The organism is Nitrospirales bacterium (assembly GCA_031315865.1).
In the GTDB taxonomy this organism is placed as follows: domain Bacteria; phylum Nitrospirota; class Nitrospiria; order Nitrospirales; family UBA8639; genus JAGQKC01.
On the sequence record JALDRJ010000002.1, the window covers coordinates 3,131,474 to 3,151,022 of the forward strand.

Below are 19,549 nucleotides of genomic sequence, written 5' to 3' on the forward strand. Positions count from 1 at the left end.
TCGAACAAATATGTTCTCACGGAAGCTCCTCCAGAACCTCGCGTCTCATGGTCGTAATCGCTGCACTAGCCGTATCAGCAAGGCTAGGATGGGAATTTTTGAGAGTTTGTATCTGAGAGAGAAACTCGATGGTTCTCGCGAACAATCGGTATACATCCCCTTCGGCCATGGTCGTCATTTGGACGAGCGACGACCATTTCAGCGTTGGTTCACGAATCCATTTGTCCGTCAATGCCGCGACATCGGTTCGAAGCAATGGAGGATCCTCATAGGGGGCTAAGGATTGAGCGATTGTCCGAACCTGATGGAGCATCGTGCTCAAACCCGCTTCCATGCGAAGAAATGAACCGGGGCGATCATCATCATGGGCGATACTGGCCATCACAGCTGCTAAAAGTGCTGGCTCAATAGCCGCGAAGGCTTCCATCCGAATCAGTTCCGTGATGAGCAATGAATGATCGATACGGATCAATCGGGCCCACTGGCCTTCTGCCGTCAATTCAGAAGTCGCCGTCAAATATCCCAGATGATGCAGAACATCGCTTTTCTCTTGAAATCGGTGCCAGAGCCCCGTTCGTAGGGCTTGAATCGTTTTCGTCAATCCTTTTTCTTTCTGTCGAAGCCGTGAGGCTGTCGCATGATCTTTACGGCATGCGGGTTGAGACGGGCAGGTGGGACAGGGGAATTCATCAGTGAGAACCGCCTGGAGTTGTGTATCATCTTCAGAGTTTTGATCGAGCAACACGGGCAAAACCGGGAGGGAGTGAGGAAGTTGCTTGAGTTCGTGCACTAAACGAGCTAGCGTGTCGGCAGTACACCACGGAAAGGAGCGAAGGGAATGAAAATCAAAAACATGGTCATAGACCTGCGTCACTGTCATCGCCGGGCATTCAGTGATGGTGCCCTTCTCTCGTAGAATGGAAAGCATAGGGTATCGCTGGCTGCGACTCCGGTACTGACGCAGGATGATTGCAAAGCCTCTTGATACGCCTATCACTCGTCCAGGCGTCAAAAACGGGAGCCGTGCCGTCGTGGCGGGAGAATCGTTGTGCACGACGATCCGTCGATGAGATTTTCTCCGTTTGGCAAAATCATAGAGTTGCCATTGCGTAATCCAGTCGGTGCAGACTCTGGGGCCAAATGGCCGCATGGTTTCTTGTACCGTATCCAGATGATTCTGATGAACATCTGCTCGACGATTGAGCTGGAACTGGGCAAAGCTCTTAGCCAGGATTCCTTCGATATGATCGAGAGGGTGGGCTTTTAAAAGGTTCAAGACCATGGGATACGAGATGACAAACTGGCTTTCGATAGGCTCTGGAAACCCGGTCAACCCTTTGCTCAATACGTGGAGATCAATATACGGCGACGGTGTAATCATCACGAAACCCACCAAATCTTTTCCGCGCCGACCGCCTCTTCCGGCCAATTGTTGAATTTCCCCGACCGTCAAATCCGAAAAATCCCTGGCTTTTCGCACGCTCGACTGCGTGATAACCACCGTGCGAGCCGGAAAATCCACGCCTGCAGCTAAAGTCGTCGTGGCAAAAACTGCATCGAGATGCCCTTTCCGCATGAGCTCTTCAACCGCGATTTTCCACGAAGGGAGATGACCCGCATGATGAGCTGCGACTCCACATCGAGCGACGACTGGCATGAGCGGATGCCCGATAATACTCGGATAATCGCTGGCCAGCCCCTCAAAAAAGGTGGTGATGGCGTGTGAGCGTTGAGGCGGGAGCGAGGAGTTCCCTCGCTCGAACGCGTTGATCGCGTCATCGCAAGCACGACGTGACGTGAGGAAGACAATCGCCGGGGTCAATTGTTTTCTTCGTAGAACTTCGACTAGTTCAACTGGATGGATGGCAGGTGGCATGAACGAGAGTAAATTGTACCAAGTTTGAATCGGAAGGTGAAGGACACGCCAAAAGGAAGTTAATCAGCAATGCTGAAGATGATCGAAGAATGCCAGCCGAAGAATTCCGGCAAGAAAAAAAGCATGAAAGCAAGAACGTGGAACAAACGCCAGCAGATGCCGACAGTTGATAAGAATACGTCTTTAAGGCATTGTAGACGTGGACCGATACTCTTGATATAGGAGGAATGATGGTTGACGTCATCGTACGCGCTGTCAAGGGAGCCACAGTCATCGATTTACATGGTCGTCTTGATATGAACGCCCGGTGGCATTTCAAAGCGATTATGAACCAATGCTGTTTGAATGAATCGGAACACGTCATCATCAATCTTTCCGGCCTGACGTTCATCGACAGTGCTGGCCTGGGTTTTCTCGTCACAGCGTATATGCAATTCACCGGATTAAAGCGACGAATGACTTGGGTGCAACCCCAGGGAGTCGTGGCAACATTGCTTGATGAACTGAAACTCCAAGAGCTCGTCCCGATCTATGAATCGGAAAAAGAGGCCATATCAGAACTCTAGATGGCCATCCCTCCTTCCCCGCCTGTTACATTTTCATTATATAACGCACCACAGTGGTTATTCACTCGACTCAACCGTGGCTTTCCGAAGCGGAGACTGATCGACGATTCGGGTTGGAACGGATAGTAGAGAATTCAATGCGGAAGGTCTATTGGTTGTATCTTATGGCTTTAATCGTTTTTTTCTGATGAGCATGTGACCTTTGATTTTCTCTTTGATGACCTGAATGTGGACATCCCACGGGTCGACAGAAAGCCGGGTCTCACTGATTTCGTGGTTGAGATCAGCGCGGATCCCTGGAGCTTTTCTGAGGCGCAGGAGTTGCGTGGGTATCGCGCTCCGATGCCCTGACATCAGAAAACTCACGACGCACGTGAGCATGGCATAGGATCCGATCGTCACGCCAAAAAGTTCAAGTGCCAACAGCACGGCCGTAATCGGTGTGTTCACGGCTCCCGCCAATACCCCAACCATCCCTAAGGCGGCCAATTGGCCAGGGTCCAGGTCAAAGGCATGTCCAAATGCCGAGCCTACTGTAGCGCCGATAAAACAAATCGGAAGGATGATGCCACCACTTCCTCCAAAATTTAATGTCAGACTCGTAGTGATTATTTTTAGGAGAAAGGCGTACCACAAAAACTCCTGCCCAGCAATCACCTCCTGAATCACCCCCTCGCCCAATCCCAGCACGCGAGTTGAGGTCAGCGATGTGAAACCCAAGAGGACCAATCCGGCCAAAAACCCAAGCAAGGGAAAGGGAAGAGTCGCCCGAAACGCCACTCGTCTCCCCAAATTAATCGCTTCGATAAGGAGCAAGGCACATAATCCAAAAACAATCCCTCCTCCTATCGACCAGAGAAGAAGGGTATGGTCAAACATTCCTTCAACTTTAAGATGAGTCGTCCAAAAGGAAATCTGAAAATACTGTGTGACTTGATGGGCAACGATGGCTGCCACAACAGATGGCAGTAAGACTTGATAGGAGATAGCGCCAACGAACAGTGCTTCGACACCAAAAAACGCACCAGCTATCGGTGCTCCAAGAACGGAGGCAAACCCTGCGCTAATCCCGCAGATAACCAATGTCTTGCGATCCTCATTAGAAAATTTCAGCATCTGAGCCGCCCAAGAGGATATTCCGCCACCAATTTGCGCGCAGGGACCGACATTTCCAGCTGAGCCTCCAGCACCGATTGTCAATAATGTGGCGACCAGTTTGACGGGAATGACTTGGGCTTGAATGAAGCCGGATCGAAGGTGAACGGCTTGTATGACCCGCTCGACGCCCTGTCCACTGGCATCCGGCGCGAGAGAGGTCGTCATCCATGCCGACAGGGCTAACCCAAACGGCAAGAGCAGAAGAGGATAGGAAAGCCGTTCGGTCTCAGACAGTATCAGAGAAAGGATCGTTAAAAATATGGTGGTTGAGAGCCCAACCAGCAAACCAGCGCCAATGGCCAACACAAGCCATTTGGCGACGTTGAGGAATAACACACATTCTTCAGCTACGCGAGTATTCATGATCAACCGTATCCTAGAACTGATCAATCGTGATACAACACTGCAAAGTGTAGCACTCTGGCAGACAAATGTCGGCGTTCCACATGAGAAAGTCATGATGAAATCTCTATTGAGATTAAGAATGAAGCAAAACATTGACAGGTCGAAAACCCTGATGCCACGACTCCATGCACCGTTTCTGACGCCACCGTTCTAGACTTTTGTTCCGTCCTCACGTCTTGCATGACTTCATCTCGAGTATTTGGACTTCTCTGCTCCGTTGCCTTCCTGGGATTTGTGAGCTATGACCTGGTTCGCCGCCCGGCTCTCGCCCTTTTCGCCGAATCGTTAGGTGCGACACCCAGCACAGTTGGCATGCTGGTCGCCATTTCGACCCTGACCGGAGTGTTTCTCAAGCTTCCGGTGGGAGTCATGTCGGACTTTTACGATCGACGAAAACTGATGCTCGGTGGACTCTTGGCTTTTGCGCTTCCGCCTTTTTTGTATCCATCCATTTCAGATACGACGACGTTAGGCCTCCTTCGTCTTGTTCATGGCTTGGCGACGGCCCTGTTTACCCCGCTTGCTTTGGCGACCGTCGCCCGAATATTTGCCGCCCAACGAGGACAGGCAATGGGATGGTACACGGCCGCGGCTCAGGGAGGGGGGCTTCTCGGTCCGGTGATCGGAGGCATCTTGGTTTATTCCGTGGGATTTTCGCCCACATTTCTTACTGCAGGGATCATTGGAACATTGAGCCTCCTTTGTTTTTTATCCATTCCCCATGCCGACATTCTCCAAGAGCAAGTGAGGCGGTCCTCTCACGGACTATGGCCAGAAGTCCGGCAAGGCATTCACGAAATCCTGAAACATCGAGGTATTCTCACGACAAGCTTGACTGAAGCATCAAAAATGATGGCCAATGGCACGCTCATGGCATTTCTACCGCTATATGGGCTTTCGATCGGTCTCAATGCTGCTGAAATCGGCATGTTGTTCGGAATTCAGGCCTTCACATCTTTATTGGCGAAACCAGTCATGGGACATGTGTCCGATAGAGTCGGACGGCAGCCATTGATTATCCTCGGATTGGGTGTCTGCGGTTGCATGCTCATTCTTATTCCCCATATTGCTTCTCTGTATTTTTTGCTACCAGTGTCCGGAATGTTTGGTTTTGGAGAGGCAGTGATTACCTCATCTTCAACGGCCTTGATCGCCGATCTTTCGCACCAGCAATCATTAGGAGCTGGCATGGGAATGCGCGGGACTATCATGGACCTTGGACATGCGAGTGGGCCGATGATCACGGGTTTGCTCATTGGATCAATCGGATATGCTGGAGGATTTGCGATGATCGGTGTGCTGCAGTTTATTACGGCCGTCATATTCGGTATGATCATGTTGCGAAGCACAATCACAATTACAGGATAGAAGACACGGAGATCTTCGAACTCTGAGGGATGTTTGATGAGAGAAGGCATGAGTACAGGCGATGTCATCATCGGTGCCATCGCTGGGTTAGGGGTCGTGGTGATGATTATCGTGTTTTTTTTGGTCGTGAAACATGTTTTGCTGAAGAAAGAACACGACTCCGAATAGACCATCAGTCAAGGCCTAGGACGAATTTGGACGAGCTCTATGTTTAGTGGAATCGTGGAAGAAATGGGCGCCATCAAGTCTGTCAATAAAGGATTGACTGGCGCACGTTTATCGATACTCGCTTCACAAATTTTGCAAGATCTCAAGATTGGAGAAAGTGTCAGTGTGTCCGGCACATGTCTGACGGTCATTGAGCATGGCCCGGAGGATTTCGAGGCGGATGTCTCGACTGAAACACTCAATCTCACCACCCTCGGATCAGCTGAAGCCGGTATGCCCGTCAATCTCGAGAGGGCTATGAAACTGAATGAGCGCATCGGCGGACATCTCGTCACAGGACATGTTGACGGGGTTGGTACGATTCGTCGAAGAGAACAAAACGGCACTGCCATTCTGTTCGTCATCGAGGTTTCAGCGGCGCTCAGTCGATACTGTGTGAAAAAGGGATCCATCACGGTCGATGGAATTAGTTTGACCGTGAATGATGTCTCGGACCAGACGTTTGCCGTCACGATCATTCCCCACACGGCAAGTATCACAACTCTGGGGCTCAAACAGGTTGGCGATCACGTGAATCTTGAGACTGACTTGATAGGAAAGTATGTGGAACGCCTCCTTCAATCGAATGGAAACATTCCCTCAAAGTCCACACCAGTCATCGATCATGAGTATCTCCAGAAACGGGGACTTCTCTGACTGTACCCACCTGCTTATGCTTCGCGACCGTCCTCTCCTTCGTCTATTTTTAGTCATCACATCTTTTATCGTGATAATCCCGATTATTTTATGGGGAGTCGTGCAATGTTATGAAATCCTCTGTACGTGGTGTGATTGCTGTGAAGGCTTACCCAAACCCCGGAGATCGTAATCCGAGGCAGCATATCCAAGTATTGGACATGAGATATGAATGGGTAGGTGAACGGATGAGGATTGGGCTATAGCGTTTTATGTAACTTGAGAGTTTCGTCTCGCCAACTTGCATCGCAAGCCCGATAATACTCTGTCGCTTGCTGATATCTCCGCTTTTCCTGCTCGGTTAGACGTGTCGGTTCGATCACCTCAATTAATCGTTTGTACCGTTTAAAATAGGCCTGGCAAGTCGGATAATCTTTTTTGTGAAACGCAATGTACCCCATGTAGACGAGAGCGTTGTAATCATTGGGCTTTAACGCCAAAACGTTTGAGTAGGCCACCTCGGCCTCACTCAATTGCCCGAGCTCTATGTGAATGGTTCCCAACCAACTTTCAACTTGATAATTATTGGGGGCCAATTCTCTAGATTTCTTGAGATGGGCTAAGCTCTCTGAACCATGTCCAACATGAAAGTGCGCTTCGCCGAGCATGAGATGGACATGGACGTCATTGGGGCGTAATAACGCCGCTTGATCAAGCTTAATGATTGCTTGAAAGAATTTCTTTTCGATGCCCAGGAGCCGCCCCTCGGTTTTTAATCGCTGAAAGTTGTCCTCATCGGCCATGGGTTGAAGATGTGAGCGAGAGGCCACTCCCTGTGACGCACTACAGGCAACGAGTGTGATGATGAGAAACAACATACAGGAATTGATAGCTAGTCGAAACATTCTTGCTTGCCTCGTATAAATAGAAAACTCTAAACCGCCGACTCATGTACGAAAATAGTGAAAAGCTGCGTTGGCGGGAGACATGAAAGACTCAAGAGCAAGAATAGAGTGGCGGAAAAGAAACTGACCATACCCCATTCGGGTGGTTATGAAGATATCAACGGGATGGGTTGACTGGTGGAATGGACTGGCTGGTGTCGGCTTACCGAGAGGTGAAGTCCTGTTGTCGCCAGGCTTCATAGACGACGATTGCGACGGCATTACTGAGGTTTACGCTGCGGGATTCGGGATGCATCGGAATGCGTAAGCGATGATCTTCCGGCAGTGACTCTAAGATGTCTTGCGGGAGACCTCTCGTCTCAGGACCAAAGAGCAAGGCATCGCCCGCACGAAAATCGACCTCATGATACCCTGTCCTCCCTTTTGTCGTGATCCCGAACACACGCGAAGGCCGCTGGGAATCGTAATAGGCTTGCAAATTTAGATGAAGGGTCACGATCGCCAGCTCATGATAGTCCAGTCCCGCTCGCTTGGCCCCCTTATCTCCCCAGCGAAATCCAAGTGGACGGATGATATGCAAGGGAAATCCGGTATTCGCGCACAAGCGAATGATGTTTCCGGTATTGGGAGGGATTTCTGGCTGGTAAAGGACTACATCGATCATGGCAGGTATTTGAAAGGACGATAACCGCACATGATCGGCTCTTCGAATAGCGCAGACAAGCGCTATTCCTCTAATGTCGAGATATCTCCTGGATCTTGCCCAAGTTCTTTAGCTTTTAACACGCGCCGCATAATCTTGCCAGAACGCGTCTTGGGAAGTGACGTCACGATTTCAATCTCTTTCGGGACCGCGATCTTCCCGAGTTCTTGCAACACATGATCTTGCAAATTTTTGATCATGTCAGGCGTTTCGGTCTGCCCTTGTTTTAATATGATAAACGCCTTGATCATCTCTCCGGCGGTTTTATGGGGCTTTCCGATGACCGCGGCTTCCACGACAGCTTCGTGACTTACTAACGCGCTCTCGACTTCTGCTGTCCCGATACGATTCCCCGCCACTTTCACGACGTCATCGGCCCGTCCCATGAACCAGAGATACCCATCTTCATCCTTATGGCAGACATCTCCAGCGGTATAGAAGCCTTTGATCGTATTCCAATAGAGCAGGTATCGATCGGGATCGTTGTGAATGGTTCGCATCATCGACGGCCAGGGCTTTTTGATCACGGCGAATCCGCCGCCGTGGGGAATGCTCTTGCCGTCACGGTCCACGACATCGGCTTCGATCCCCAGAAATGGCCGGGTGGCGGAACCCGGTTTCAAGGGAACGCAGGGGAGGGGAGTGACGAGAATACTGCCCGTCTCGGTTTGCCACCACGTATCCATGATAGGTTTGTTGCCGCCCGTCACTCGATGGAACCATTCCCAGGCTTCCGGATTGATCGGTTCGCCCACTGACCCCAAAACACGTAATGAAGAGAGATCATATTTTCCTGGCCATTCTTCTCCATACTTCATCAGCAGGCGTATAGCCGTTGGAGTTGTGTAAAAAATCGAGACTCTGTACCGCTCGATCAAACCCCACCAGCGACCAGGGTTCGGATAGTCGGGTTTCCCTTCGGCCGTTAAAATCGTACCCCCATTCAGAAGGGGGCCATAGACGATGTAACTATGTCCGGTTACCCACCCTGGATCGGCGACACAGAAATACACGTCGTCATCCTTCAGGTCAAAGACGTACTTGGTCGTAATGTAGGTCCCAACCATGTACCCTCCGTGAACGTGAACGACGCCTTTGGGTTTTCCTGTCGTTCCCGATGTATACAGGATATACAGCGGCGCTTCCGAATCGAGTGCCAAAGCCTCACATTGAGTCGACTGTCCATCGAGCCACTCATCCCAGTCCAATTCGTGAGAGCCGGACAGCGCAGGGCCGTTTTTTTCTCTCCGAACTACGACAACCTTCGTGACGGTTGGACAGTTGGCGACGGCTTCATCGACTACCGGCTTGAGCGGAATAGTCTTCGACCGGTCGTAGCCCACATCGGCGGTGATCACGAGTTTGGCTTCAGCGTCCTGAATGCGCGCTTGAAGGGCTGGCGCGCTAAACCCGGAGTACACGACTGAATGAATCAACCCAAGTCGTGCGCAGGCCAACATCGCGACGATCTGTTCAGGAATTTTAGGAAGATAAATCGTGACCCGATCGCCCATTGAAAGCCCGAGACTTTTGAGGGCGTTCGCGCATTGATTCACCTGGCGATAGAGTTCCGCGTAGGTAAAAATCCGTTCTTGCCCATCCTCTCCGACCCAGATGACGGCCACTTTATTCTTCCGCCATGATTGTACATGTCGATCAAGACAGTTATAGGAAATATTGCAGGTCGCACCGAGAAACCACTTGGCCCATGGGTACTTCCACTCCAACACGGTATGCCAGGGAGAAAACCAGTGGAGCTCTTTGGCAATGCGTTCCCAAAATTTTTCAGGGTCGGTGATCGACTCCTTGTACGCTTGCTCATAGTCTTGAATGTACGCTGTCGCTTTCAAATCGGCTGGCGGCTGAATCACTCGACCAGACTTTTGAAGAGTCTCAATATTCTGCTCCATCAGATCGCTCCTTACTCGTCGGCTAGAGGCCTCACGCACTCAAAAAAAATTTTGAGAATTGAAAATATTCCACGCATTATGCTTGCCCATCACCACCTTGGCAAGGTCTAGGTGGCTTGATGCTCGGGTCGGAGAAGGTCTAAGACAGTCTTGACAGGATTGAACGTGCTCGCAGGGACTTCGACGAAGATGGTATGCCAGTCCGCCATCGCGCCGTTCCACAGCCCAGGCAACTCAAGAGCTTTCAATTCTCGCCCCTGGTAGGATTTCTTGGAAATAAACCCCGTATTCGGGTCAGTAAAATCAAATAAATTAAAGGCTTGTCCTTGATAATTTTTGACACCACACACAAGGTCGACGGGATTAAAGTGGGTGGATGTTCTAAGGATGTCTTGTTGACTTGCGGAGCTTGGGTCAACCTGTGAAGATTCGACGATCTGGCGGGAACAGGTGCCGTCCTGGTGCCGCGCCCAGAAAGGCCCGCCTCCGGGTTCTCCGGTGTTGGGGACCATTCCACATACTCGCAGCGGTCGATTCAACCGTTGAATCAAAAACGTTCGTTGTGCGTCTCGTGTTGCCGTGCGAAGACGATCGGAAATCGAGACACCAAGAATTCTCTGGGCAAAATCGAAAATTTCGCACAGTGAATCATCACGAATGTTGTTCTCTTCCAGGGATTCTAGATGAGTGAACAATCGCTGTTGAATCGACACCAGGTACCCGCCTAATGCTTTCTTGTAGACATTGGCCTGTTCAGCAAGTCGATCTGGAACCACATTGTCGATATTCTTCAAAAAGACGATATCACCCCCAAGATGATGCAGGTTCGTCAGGAGAGCCCCATGACCTCCAGGACGAAAGAGTAGCGCACCATGTTCATCTCGAAAGGGCTGGTTTTCAAGATCGACGGCCAGGGTATCAGTCGAGGCTTCTTGGTAAGAAAACGTTAAATCGAGTTGAATGCCCAACTTCTCAACCCGTTCGCGTATGAGAAGAAGCTGTTGATTGATGAGCGTCTCATGTTCAGGCGATATGGTGAAATGCAATCGTACGAGCCCGTCCTGATCCCGCGCGTAGGCGGCTCCCTCCATCATATGCTCTTCGATCGGGGTTCGCACATGGTCTCGATAGCGATGAAACTGGAGGAGAGCTTTCGGAAGCGAGGCATACCGAAGGCCTGGAGAGAATAACAAGGTCTTGAGGATAGTCTCCCAATGTAGTCCGTGCAGGTCTGAAGCGGAGCACCCAAGGCGCATGCATAGCTCATTGCAGAAGGGGAACGACGTCAATCCTTCGAAGAACTGTTTCAGGAACACGGTATCTTGACTGTGATCGAGAAGCTCCTGATAAGTGCTTGAAGCATCGGATGGAGACGATCGTTCCAAGGTTGCCAGCAGGGTCTTGAACATTCGACTCGCCGCGCCTGAGGCGGGAACGAATTTTCTGACCCTTCCACGCTCCATGGCTTGTTGGAACACGCGGGTGTATTGGCCGAGGTCTGTGTCAGAGAGTGTCATGATACCGTCCTCAATCGTACAGGGTCGATCGAGGACGGTATAGGGAATGCCGGTACGGAAGGATGCCAACTGCCGTTCGATGGTGTGCTGCGTCATGCCTTTCGCATCTATCTGCCGGAGGTCTGAGTCTGTCAACGCAAGCATGGATCGAGCTGGAAGGTTTGAATCAGAGAGAGCAATGAGTGAGCAAGAAATGGATCAACCGTTATCGTAGAAGGCAATTTGATTGTATGAGAAGGTAGCAGAGTTGTCGAGTATCCTGAATCTTCCTGTGTGTTCCATGGAATCAGGAGTTAGTCGTCGGCGCCTCCCTTCAGGTATCCCAACCCAATTTTGAGCGCTCTTCTGGTGATTTCCGACCAACGCTGTTCGGGGTATTCCGCTAGCACGCTGGCTGCGCTCGGATCCTGGATGATCAGGTCAGTAATCTTTATCATCCCATCTTCAATTTTTACATCGGCCACGAGTGATCTCCTTAAAAAACGGTTGAATTGAGTATGATGATCGAAGAGAGAGGGACACGAGGGCCTGCGGGTTCATTTCTTGACAGCATGGAGGGTGGATGATAGCATTTTTTCAAGTGCGACGCGACCACGGTCATCAACGTTCCTTTTGCCTTGATTTGATACATGTTTTATCTTCTTCCATGAACATTCGAACCATTCCAACAAGAACTTTTTCTCGATGCCTCAGCTTTATCGCCTTACTAGGCTTTATCAGTGTGGTGGGTTGCGGCGGACCACCGACCTGGGTGAAGGAAGGATCCGGCTATTTCAATAAGGAAGGCTCTAAGTCTATCTATGGCGTGGGCTCAATCATCGGAGTCAGGAATGAGCCACTAGCCTGGGAAGCTGCAGAAAATCGGTCACGCGCTGAATTGGCCAGGACCTTTGAGACCTATACCGGTTATCTCATGCGTGATTATGCGGCATCAACGACTGCTGGTGACTTTACGAAGGCGACAGAGGAACAGGACGTTGAACGAGCGATCAAAACCATTACGACGGTAACTCTCCATGGCGTCAGGCCGATCGATCGGTATAAAGATGAGGAATCTCACGCATATTACGTGCTAACCAAGCTTTCCTTCCTGGAGATGCAACAGGCCTTGGAACAAGCCAGAGAACTGAGTCGAGAAGCCAGGGCGTACGTCAAAGAGAACGCACAACGGCTTTTTCAAGAATTAGAGAAAGAAGAAGCGAAGCGTGAGTAGTCACTCAAAACCATGGGGAAAATCAAAACGTATTGAAATGAATACCAGCTTCCTGTTCCCCAAACGGCGGTGCTCCGGTCCTGGCCTGGTAATGTGGGCCAGTATGATTGTCTTTGTTTTTCTAGCAGGTTGCGGTTCGGAAAAAAAAGTTACACGCGTCGATACGGGCGTGGTCACCGACTTTAGCGGACGATGGAATGATACGGACTCCAAGTTGGTCGCGGAAACGATGATTAAAGAGATGGTATCGCAGCCGTGGCTGGAGAATTTTAGCCGCGTCAAAGGACGGCAGCCGGTCGTCATCGTCGGAACGGTCCTAAACAAGAGCAATGAACATATTAACGTGCAAACGTTCATTACAGATCTCGAACGGGAGATGACCAACTCCCAGAAGGTCACGTTTGTCGCCGACCGGAACGAACGGGATGAAATACGTGAAGAACGACGCGATCAGGCCATTCATTCGAGAGAAGACACGCAGAAGGGGCCGGGGCAGGAGATTGGCGCTGATTTCATGATGAAGGGCGCTATTTCGAATATTCTGGACGAAGCTGATGGCACGAAAGCCATCTACTATCAGGTTGACCTTGATTTAATCGATCTAGAAAATAACGTCAAGTCCTGGTATGGACAGAAAAAAATCAAGAAAGTCGTCGAGAAAAAACGGTTTCTTTTCTAGCTTCATAACTTTCTATTCACGTTAGCAATGATGAACAGTGGGTTTTTATCAGCGTGAGGTCATTAAGTATCGATCAACTCTGAATGTCTCTCGCGGCCCAATCGTGCGATCGGGTGTAACGTCCCGTCTTTTTCCTCTCTATCGTCCAGTCTCTCTCCTCTCCATCATGGTCCTCTGCTTGGTTACGCTGGCCGTTGGGTGTAGTTCGTTCGGTAGCCATTATCAGCGTGTGGAAAAAAGCCTGCTCGCCGGTCATCTCGAAGAAGCGGATCACATCGTCGAGAAGACACAAGAAGAGTATGGCCAACGTAGCCGTTTATTATATCTTATGGATCGCGGCATGACTCTGCACCTGGCAGGACATTTTCAAAAAAGTAACGAATTTTTGGAGCAGGCCGATCAATTGATTGAAGAATTTTACACAACGCGAATTCGAGACGAAGCGGCTGCGATACTTCTGAACGAAACACAATTACCATATCAAGGAGATCCCTACGAGCAGGTGATGGTCAATGTCATCAAAGCGTTGAACTATACTCAACTGCAAGATCTGCCGGCGGCACTAGTCGAGGCTAGACGGATTGATCATCGTCTAAATTTGTTAGCGGATTCGGTCGATGACGATGCTTACCATGAAGACCCGTTTGCTCGATACCTGACCGGACTTCTCTATGAGGCGACTGGAGACCTCAATAACGCATTCATCGCGTATCGAAAGGCCGAGCAAGGCTACCGCCAGGCTGAATCATGGTCTCACGTGACGATCCCGTCCATGCTCAAAGAAGACTTGCTTCGAACCGCGAAGGCTTTAGGGTTCGATGATGAATTGTTACGTTATCAGGAAGAATTTCCGGATATGACTCCACCGGTTGTGAACAGGGAACAGCAGGCCCAGATCATTCTAGTCAACCTCAATGGGCTGGGCCCTAGAAAATCAGAGGCCTTGCTGGATTTTCCGATTAGTCTGGATGCACTCAATCTGATCGCCCTGACAAAGCGGGGATTTGGACGGAGTTCACCACGAACACGAGGGCCCGATGCCGTTCTCTATGGATTGCAAGGAGACATCGTCCGCGTGGCGTTACCTCAGGTGCTTCTCCAACCATCGCTGGTGTCGTACAGTGAAGTTCGTGCCGATAATGGTGTGGAGTCGTATCAAACACAAACCCAGCGTGTGTATGATATTCAGGCCGTGGCCAAAAAAAATTTAGATGATGACTACACGGCCCTCGTCGTCCGAGCTGTTGCCCGTGCGGCGATGAAAATGGCGGCGGCGGTCGGGATCGGCTACGGAGCGCGAGCCGCGGTAAACAAGAATTCGCAAGCGTGGGTCGGTCTCGTCGCAGTCATTCTTGCCAGAATATTCGCGATAGCCACGGAGGAAGCGGATATCAGGACCTGGCGAACACTCCCAGGGGAAATACAAGTCGCAAGACTATGGGTTCCTCCAGGCACCTATTCTCTTGTTGTACACTCCTTTGATGCTCGGGGCCAAGCATTACCTGGCGGGATTTCCGAGAAAATTAGTCTTCTCGATGGCGAAACCAAATTCCTGACACAACGGATTCCCGAGTAAATGTTCATCCGTCCTTCACTCAACGACCGCGTGAAAAGGGGACTACTCATAGGCCTTGTGAGTCTTATTTCCGGTTGTTCCCTGTTCGGTACACAAGCCACGCCTGATTGGATTCGTGGGGACAGCCGGCAATTCCCCCCAGAACAGTATCTGGTTGGGCGGGGAGAGGCGGATTCACGAGCTGTCGCCGAACGGCGTGCGTATGCAGCTATCGCACGGGTCTTTCGTGCCAATATTACGTCTCGTCTACAGGATCGAGAAAGCTATTCGCAGGAAGAAAGAGATGATTCCACGAAGACCAGCCGGGACCTGACTCTCGATCACGTGACGTCCGTTTCTTCTGAAAAAGTCCTTGAAAATGTCAAAGTTTTACAAACCTGGTATCAGCCTGACACGAAACAGTATTTTGCATTGGCGGGCATTCATCGAGGTCAAGCCGAACGACGGTTGCTTGATCGCATCACGGAACTGGACCGCGCGATCGACTTGAACATCACACAGGCGCGTCAAGCAGAAAGTCCAATCATCAAACTGCGAGGGTACAAACGTGCCTTGAGAGATTTACGGTACAGGCACGAAGCCAACACGGACTTACAGGTCTTGAGAGTATCCGGCGAAGGGTTCTCTCCTTCGTATCATCTCGCCAATATCGAACAGGAACTCCAACGATTCGTGTTAGAGGATTTTTTCATCGTCGTAAAGGTGTCCGGAGACCAGGCAAGGCAAGTTGAAACAGCCATCTGGCAAGGACTGCAACAACAAGGGCTCGTGACACATGAGGTTGAGAAAGGGGAGGCATCGAAACAAACCATCGACTCGTCCGCAACAGAGCAGACTCCAGACATCCTCATTACCGGTTCATCGCGTCTTGAGGATCTCGCCTTGTCTGATCCGCTTTTTACATACGTGCGCTGGTGTAGCGATCTGCAGATTCTTGAAACACAGAATCAACTCGTGCTTGGGATTGTCTCTCGTTCCGGTCGAGAGGGACACATTACACAAGAGGAGGCCCGTGTGCGAGCGACTCGCACGATGCAAAAAGTTGTATCAGCCGAAATTGCCGAATCGCTGGCTCGTTATATCTACAGTGATGAACAAGTGGACGCGTCCTCATCAGCATCCTGTCTTCCTCCTAGGTAGAGGCCTGCCATATTTTTAGCTAAATATCATGCGTATGCAAAGGGAAGGTCCGTGAAAAAACCCATGGCTATCATCGGAATCGTTTTTGTTCTGCTGATGTTTCTCGTTTTGACGCTGCCGTATTGGCTAGACCTGAATCGGTACCGAGATCACTTTCTGCCCTTGGTACAGGATGAGTTGAATAGAAAAGTGGACGTTCCACACATTGAGATGATGTGGTTTCCCTACTTGGGCATTCGGCTGAAGGACATGAAGATATTGGATGATCCAACGTTCTCACATGTGCCATTCGTGAGGGTTGCGTCACTCGATGTCGGCGTCAAGTGGAAGCCTCTCTTCACCCGTCGAATTGAAGTCCACAGCATCAGCATCCATCAGCCTCTGATCTCGATCATTCGCCAAAAAGATGGAACGTTGAACACAGGAACAATAGGCAGGCAATCGCGCCCAGATCATGAGCCGTCTTCGACGCCGGCTTCAGGGACATCGATGCTTGCCATTTTTGGAGTTGAGCAGCTCAATATATCCGAGGGGACGGTTTTGTTTGAAGATCGATCCGCTGAGTCGACCAAGACATATCATGTGGAGCATGTTGAATTGAACACACAATCTGTCAGGCTAGGTGATACGGCGAAGGTTCATGCGCAAGGGGTGCTTATGCCCTACCAGTTGCCTTTTGTCTTTGAGGGAAATTTTGGTCCGTTACAAGCAAATTTGGATGTCCCGAATATCGAGGCAAATTTGCATCTCGCGAATTCGCGTTTCTTGGCCAAGGGGCATGTCATGAGAGAAACTCTGAATCTTGACATCACCTCTTCATCCATCGTTCTCAACGACTTTCCCATACCTGAAGCACTACCGAAACCTATCGAATTGACGAACGTGTTGGCACATGTTCAAGCCCCGGTGACGGGGAACAAGCGTTTAAATTCGGACGCGCAGGTTGTTCAAGTTGACCCTTTCTCATTTGATATAAAACTGGGCAATTCAACTCTTTCAGTGAATGGACGGGTTGACGGAGATCGTCTGGAGATTCATGCCACCTCGCCAACCATCAATAGTCTAGACCTTCCTTTGCAGCTACCCCTTCAAACTCCTGTTTCCGTGAACCAGCTGGATCTCAAAGCAAAGACGGCTGGCCGCCTTGTTGAAGTACACGCGTTGACCGCAGAAATTTTCGAAGGTCGTCTAGACGCACAAGCTTTATGGGACAATCGACCCGACATTCCGGCCTTACGTTCAACCGGCTCGCTGAAGCAGTTTCATGTCGAAACAATACAAAGCCTTTTAAAGCCGGGTTCCATCACGTTACATGGCACTGGGGTTTTGAACTGGCAGTTAAAAGGAACAGTGCCATCAAACGGGCTCCCTCTTCTGTATGGAAAGGCTGACATGTCGATATCAGATGGGCAATTGAAGGGAGTTGACTTGCTTCATCAGATTGAAAAAGTTTTGCAAGCGGAAGGACTCTTGGGGGGACATCGCGGGGTCACGAAATTTTCCAAGCTTCAGGCCAAACTGGAATTTCAAGGAGAGCGCATTGTGATCCAGAAGCTGCAGCTAAATGGGGAAGCCAACGATTTTGTCATGGAGGGGGAGGGAGTGGTCATGCGAGATCAGTCCATGCATGTCAACGGAACTTTACGGCTAGAAAGAATGCTATCAAAGAAAATTATTGCACAGATTCCAATTGCGAAAGTCGCCCTTCAGGAAGAGCAACTCACTGTGCCTTTTGTCGTGAATGGGAATGTTTCTCAACCACAAATAGGATTGGATTTTAGAGATATTCAGCAGCGTTTGCAGAAGGAAGCGGGGAAAGCGATTCAAAAAATTCTTCAGGGTGATTCGAAAGACGTACAAAAACTCTTACAGCAAGGAAAGGAAATGCTCAAGGGTTTGTTCGGCCGTTGAAGCCATGCGGTCTCCGCCGGAAATGTCCATAGCATAAACGATTTCTCCTTCAGATTACTCACATCACATTCATCCTCCCCTTTTCTGACTCTTTGTCTCGTCAACTCTTAAACGTTGGGCTTAAGCCTAGTCACTTGGTTGACAAATAAGCCGAATTTGGCATGATCCTTTACGTCAACGCTTCATGCACTGTAAAGGGATTTGGCTCTATTGAAAGCACGAACGTAGTGGAATCCTGAACGTATTCATCTTCATGCTGGCATTTGCACGAGAGCATACTGGATTCAAAGTCATGCGTCACGCCATCGACGGGATAGGAAGCGATGTCAACACCTTTTCCATGCGCTTTTTGTGTTTAGCGAGCTGCCGGCAGATAGACAGATATGCGAGCAAACACGAAATTTGGAAAATTTTTCTTGTTTCCAAAGTTATTCTTGCTCTGTTGAACTTCCAAGCGCCAAGTGCTTGGGCTGATGGGTTTCGTAATCCGTTCCAAGATTCTGCGGCATTAGGCCAAGGCACGGCATTTATTGCACAGGCTGACAATCCGTCGGCCATTCACTTTAACCCGGCGGCGATGACTCAATTGTCTGGCATTCAGCATTCCGTCGGCGTCCAGTTTCTCAATCCGTCTACCAAATTTACGTCTACAAATGGCCAGAAAGTTGAGAATGATCTCAATGGTCCTGTCGGACTTCCGCCTCCAGGGCAATTCTTTCTCACCGTTTCCTTTCAAGACTATGATATTGGTTGGTTGAAAAACTTTACCCTGGGCCTGGGACTCGAATCGCTGTATGGATTTGCCAGTGAATGGCCAAAAGATGGTCCATTTGCTACCGCGCTTACCCGCGCTCAATTGCCTCTTCTCGATATCAAACCGTCGGTTGCCTATAAGCTTAGTGATTGGTTATCGGTCGGGGTCGGCGCAGATTTTTTTACGTTTGCCCCATTCGTTGGTGAGGGTCATTTCGAACAACAGTCTATCGCCATCGGCAACATCCCCGGAACGACAGCAGGAGAGTTAGTGGAACTGAATGGCAAGGGAACGACAGCAGGCCTCAACGCCAGTTTTTTACTCACCTTACTACGTAATGAAGCTCAGCAACCGCTCCTGACCCTCGGATTTATCTGGCGCAGTCAAGCCGTGTTGCCGATCAATGGAAGACTCCTTGCCAATGGACAGCATGTTGCCGATATCTCGTCTTCACTCAGGTTTCCCGAAATTTATGAGGGCGGCGTTGCGATCTGGCCTCTGCGAAATCAAGAAAAGGAGTGGAAAGTCGAAGTGGATGTCCACTATGTCCGCTGGCAATCGATTCGGTCTGGAGACATAACGTTATCGTCTGGCATGGCGATTCCCCAACCGCAAAAATGGAACAATGCCCTGACCGTCTTAACAGGAACTGAATGGACCTGGTTGAGTCCTGACGTATTACCGGATTGGGAAGTGGCGTTGCGAACTGGGTACATTTATTCAGAGTCGGCTACGACCGACATTAGTTTTAACCCCAGCTTTCCGGACAGCGACTTGCACGTTGTCTCTGTAGGAGTAGGATTTACATGTAAAGAAGCAGGTAAATTCTTCGGGGTTCTGGACTGTACTGATTCAGGAAGTGGGTGGTTTACAAAGAAAGCCATCGTACTGGACCTCGGTGTACAAACCATCTTTTACGAGACGCGGAACGTAACAGGGAGTCCGGTCTCAGCATTCAATGGGACGTACAAGAGTAGAGCAACTGGCGGATCATTAACCGTTCAGGTGAATTTTTAATGAGCGTT

The 19,549-nt window shown here is 50.0% G+C and carries 16 protein-coding genes; 9 read left to right on the forward strand and 7 right to left on the reverse strand.

All coding sequences use genetic code 11. From position 1 onward, the window contains the following. Positions 1-16 precede the first annotated feature (16 nt). Positions 17-1,876, reverse strand: coding sequence for a hypothetical protein (locus MRJ96_14315; GenBank protein ID MDR4502616.1), 1,860 nt, complete (start codon positions 1,874-1,876; stop codon positions 17-19). A gap of 227 nt (positions 1,877-2,103) precedes the next feature. Between MRJ96_14315 and MRJ96_14320 the strand changes: the two genes are divergently transcribed. After that, positions 2,104-2,442 (forward strand): STAS domain-containing protein, encoded by a 339-nt coding sequence (locus MRJ96_14320; protein ID MDR4502617.1) that lies wholly within the window; start codon positions 2,104-2,106, stop codon positions 2,440-2,442. A gap of 162 nt (positions 2,443-2,604) precedes the next feature. Here the strand turns inward: MRJ96_14320 and MRJ96_14325 are convergent, their stop codons facing one another. Continuing rightward, positions 2,605-3,963, reverse strand: a complete 1,359-nt coding sequence (locus MRJ96_14325; GenBank protein MDR4502618.1) for a chloride channel protein — start codon at positions 3,961-3,963, stop codon at positions 2,605-2,607. A 222-nt stretch (positions 3,964-4,185) separates the two neighbouring features. On the opposite strand from MRJ96_14325, the gene MRJ96_14330 reads away from it, so the two are divergent. After that, the gene (locus tag MRJ96_14330) at positions 4,186-5,373 is read left to right on the forward strand and encodes an MFS transporter (protein MDR4502619.1); all 1,188 of its coding nucleotides are present in this window, start codon (positions 4,186-4,188) and stop codon (positions 5,371-5,373) included. 207 nt (positions 5,374-5,580) lie between these two features. Continuing rightward, the gene (locus tag MRJ96_14335; protein ID MDR4502620.1) at positions 5,581-6,237 is read left to right on the forward strand and encodes a riboflavin synthase; all 657 of its coding nucleotides are present in this window, start codon (positions 5,581-5,583) and stop codon (positions 6,235-6,237) included. A gap of 239 nt (positions 6,238-6,476) precedes the next feature. On the opposite strand, the gene MRJ96_14340 is transcribed toward MRJ96_14335, so the two are convergent. The 5 genes from MRJ96_14340 to MRJ96_14360 all read right to left on the reverse strand — a co-directional run bounded on the left by MRJ96_14340 (position 6,477) and on the right by MRJ96_14360 (position 11,715). Beyond that, positions 6,477-7,121, reverse strand: coding sequence for a hypothetical protein (locus tag MRJ96_14340; GenBank protein MDR4502621.1), 645 nt, complete (start codon positions 7,119-7,121; stop codon positions 6,477-6,479). A 202-nt stretch (positions 7,122-7,323) separates the two neighbouring features. Further along, positions 7,324-7,785: a tRNA (uridine(34)/cytosine(34)/5-carboxymethylaminomethyluridine(34)-2'-O)-methyltransferase TrmL gene (trmL, locus tag MRJ96_14345; GenBank protein ID MDR4502622.1), complete on the reverse strand. Its 462-nt coding sequence runs from the start codon at positions 7,783-7,785 to the stop codon at positions 7,324-7,326. A gap of 62 nt (positions 7,786-7,847) precedes the next feature. Then, positions 7,848-9,734 carry an acetate--CoA ligase gene (acs, locus tag MRJ96_14350; protein ID MDR4502623.1) on the reverse strand — a complete coding sequence of 629 codons (1,887 nt, stop codon included), beginning with the start codon at positions 9,732-9,734 and terminating at the stop codon, positions 7,848-7,850. Between the two features lie 107 nt (positions 9,735-9,841). Continuing rightward, complete coding sequence (locus MRJ96_14355) at positions 9,842-11,347, reverse strand: DUF4301 family protein (GenBank protein MDR4502624.1); 1,506 nt, start codon at positions 11,345-11,347, stop codon at positions 9,842-9,844. 197 nt (positions 11,348-11,544) lie between these two features. Then, positions 11,545-11,715 carry a hypothetical protein gene (locus MRJ96_14360; protein ID MDR4502625.1) on the reverse strand — a complete coding sequence of 57 codons (171 nt, stop codon included), beginning with the start codon at positions 11,713-11,715 and terminating at the stop codon, positions 11,545-11,547. A gap of 98 nt (positions 11,716-11,813) precedes the next feature. Here MRJ96_14360 and MRJ96_14365 point away from each other — a divergent pair, with 98 nt between their 5' ends. The 6 genes from MRJ96_14365 to MRJ96_14390 all read left to right on the forward strand — a co-directional run bounded on the left by MRJ96_14365 (position 11,814) and on the right by MRJ96_14390 (position 19,541). Continuing rightward, positions 11,814-12,464, forward strand: coding sequence for a hypothetical protein (locus tag MRJ96_14365; protein ID MDR4502626.1), 651 nt, complete (start codon positions 11,814-11,816; stop codon positions 12,462-12,464). Continuing rightward, positions 12,457-13,143 carry a penicillin-binding protein activator LpoB gene (locus MRJ96_14370; protein MDR4502627.1) on the forward strand — a complete coding sequence of 229 codons (687 nt, stop codon included), beginning with the start codon at positions 12,457-12,459 and terminating at the stop codon, positions 13,141-13,143. The genes MRJ96_14365 and MRJ96_14370 overlap by 8 nt, the downstream gene beginning before the upstream one ends. A gap of 37 nt (positions 13,144-13,180) precedes the next feature. After that, a complete protein-coding gene (locus MRJ96_14375; GenBank protein MDR4502628.1) occupies positions 13,181-14,719 on the forward strand; it encodes a hypothetical protein in 1,539 nt (512 codons plus the stop codon). 30 nt (positions 14,720-14,749) lie between these two features. Next, positions 14,750-15,859 carry an LPP20 family lipoprotein gene (locus MRJ96_14380; protein MDR4502629.1) on the forward strand — a complete coding sequence of 370 codons (1,110 nt, stop codon included), beginning with the start codon at positions 14,750-14,752 and terminating at the stop codon, positions 15,857-15,859. 51 nt (positions 15,860-15,910) lie between these two features. After that, positions 15,911-17,770: an AsmA family protein gene (locus MRJ96_14385; protein MDR4502630.1), complete on the forward strand. Its 1,860-nt coding sequence runs from the start codon at positions 15,911-15,913 to the stop codon at positions 17,768-17,770. A gap of 253 nt (positions 17,771-18,023) precedes the next feature. After that, positions 18,024-19,541 (forward strand): outer membrane protein transport protein, encoded by a 1,518-nt coding sequence (locus MRJ96_14390; protein MDR4502631.1) that lies wholly within the window; start codon positions 18,024-18,026, stop codon positions 19,539-19,541. Positions 19,542-19,549 lie beyond the last annotated feature (8 nt).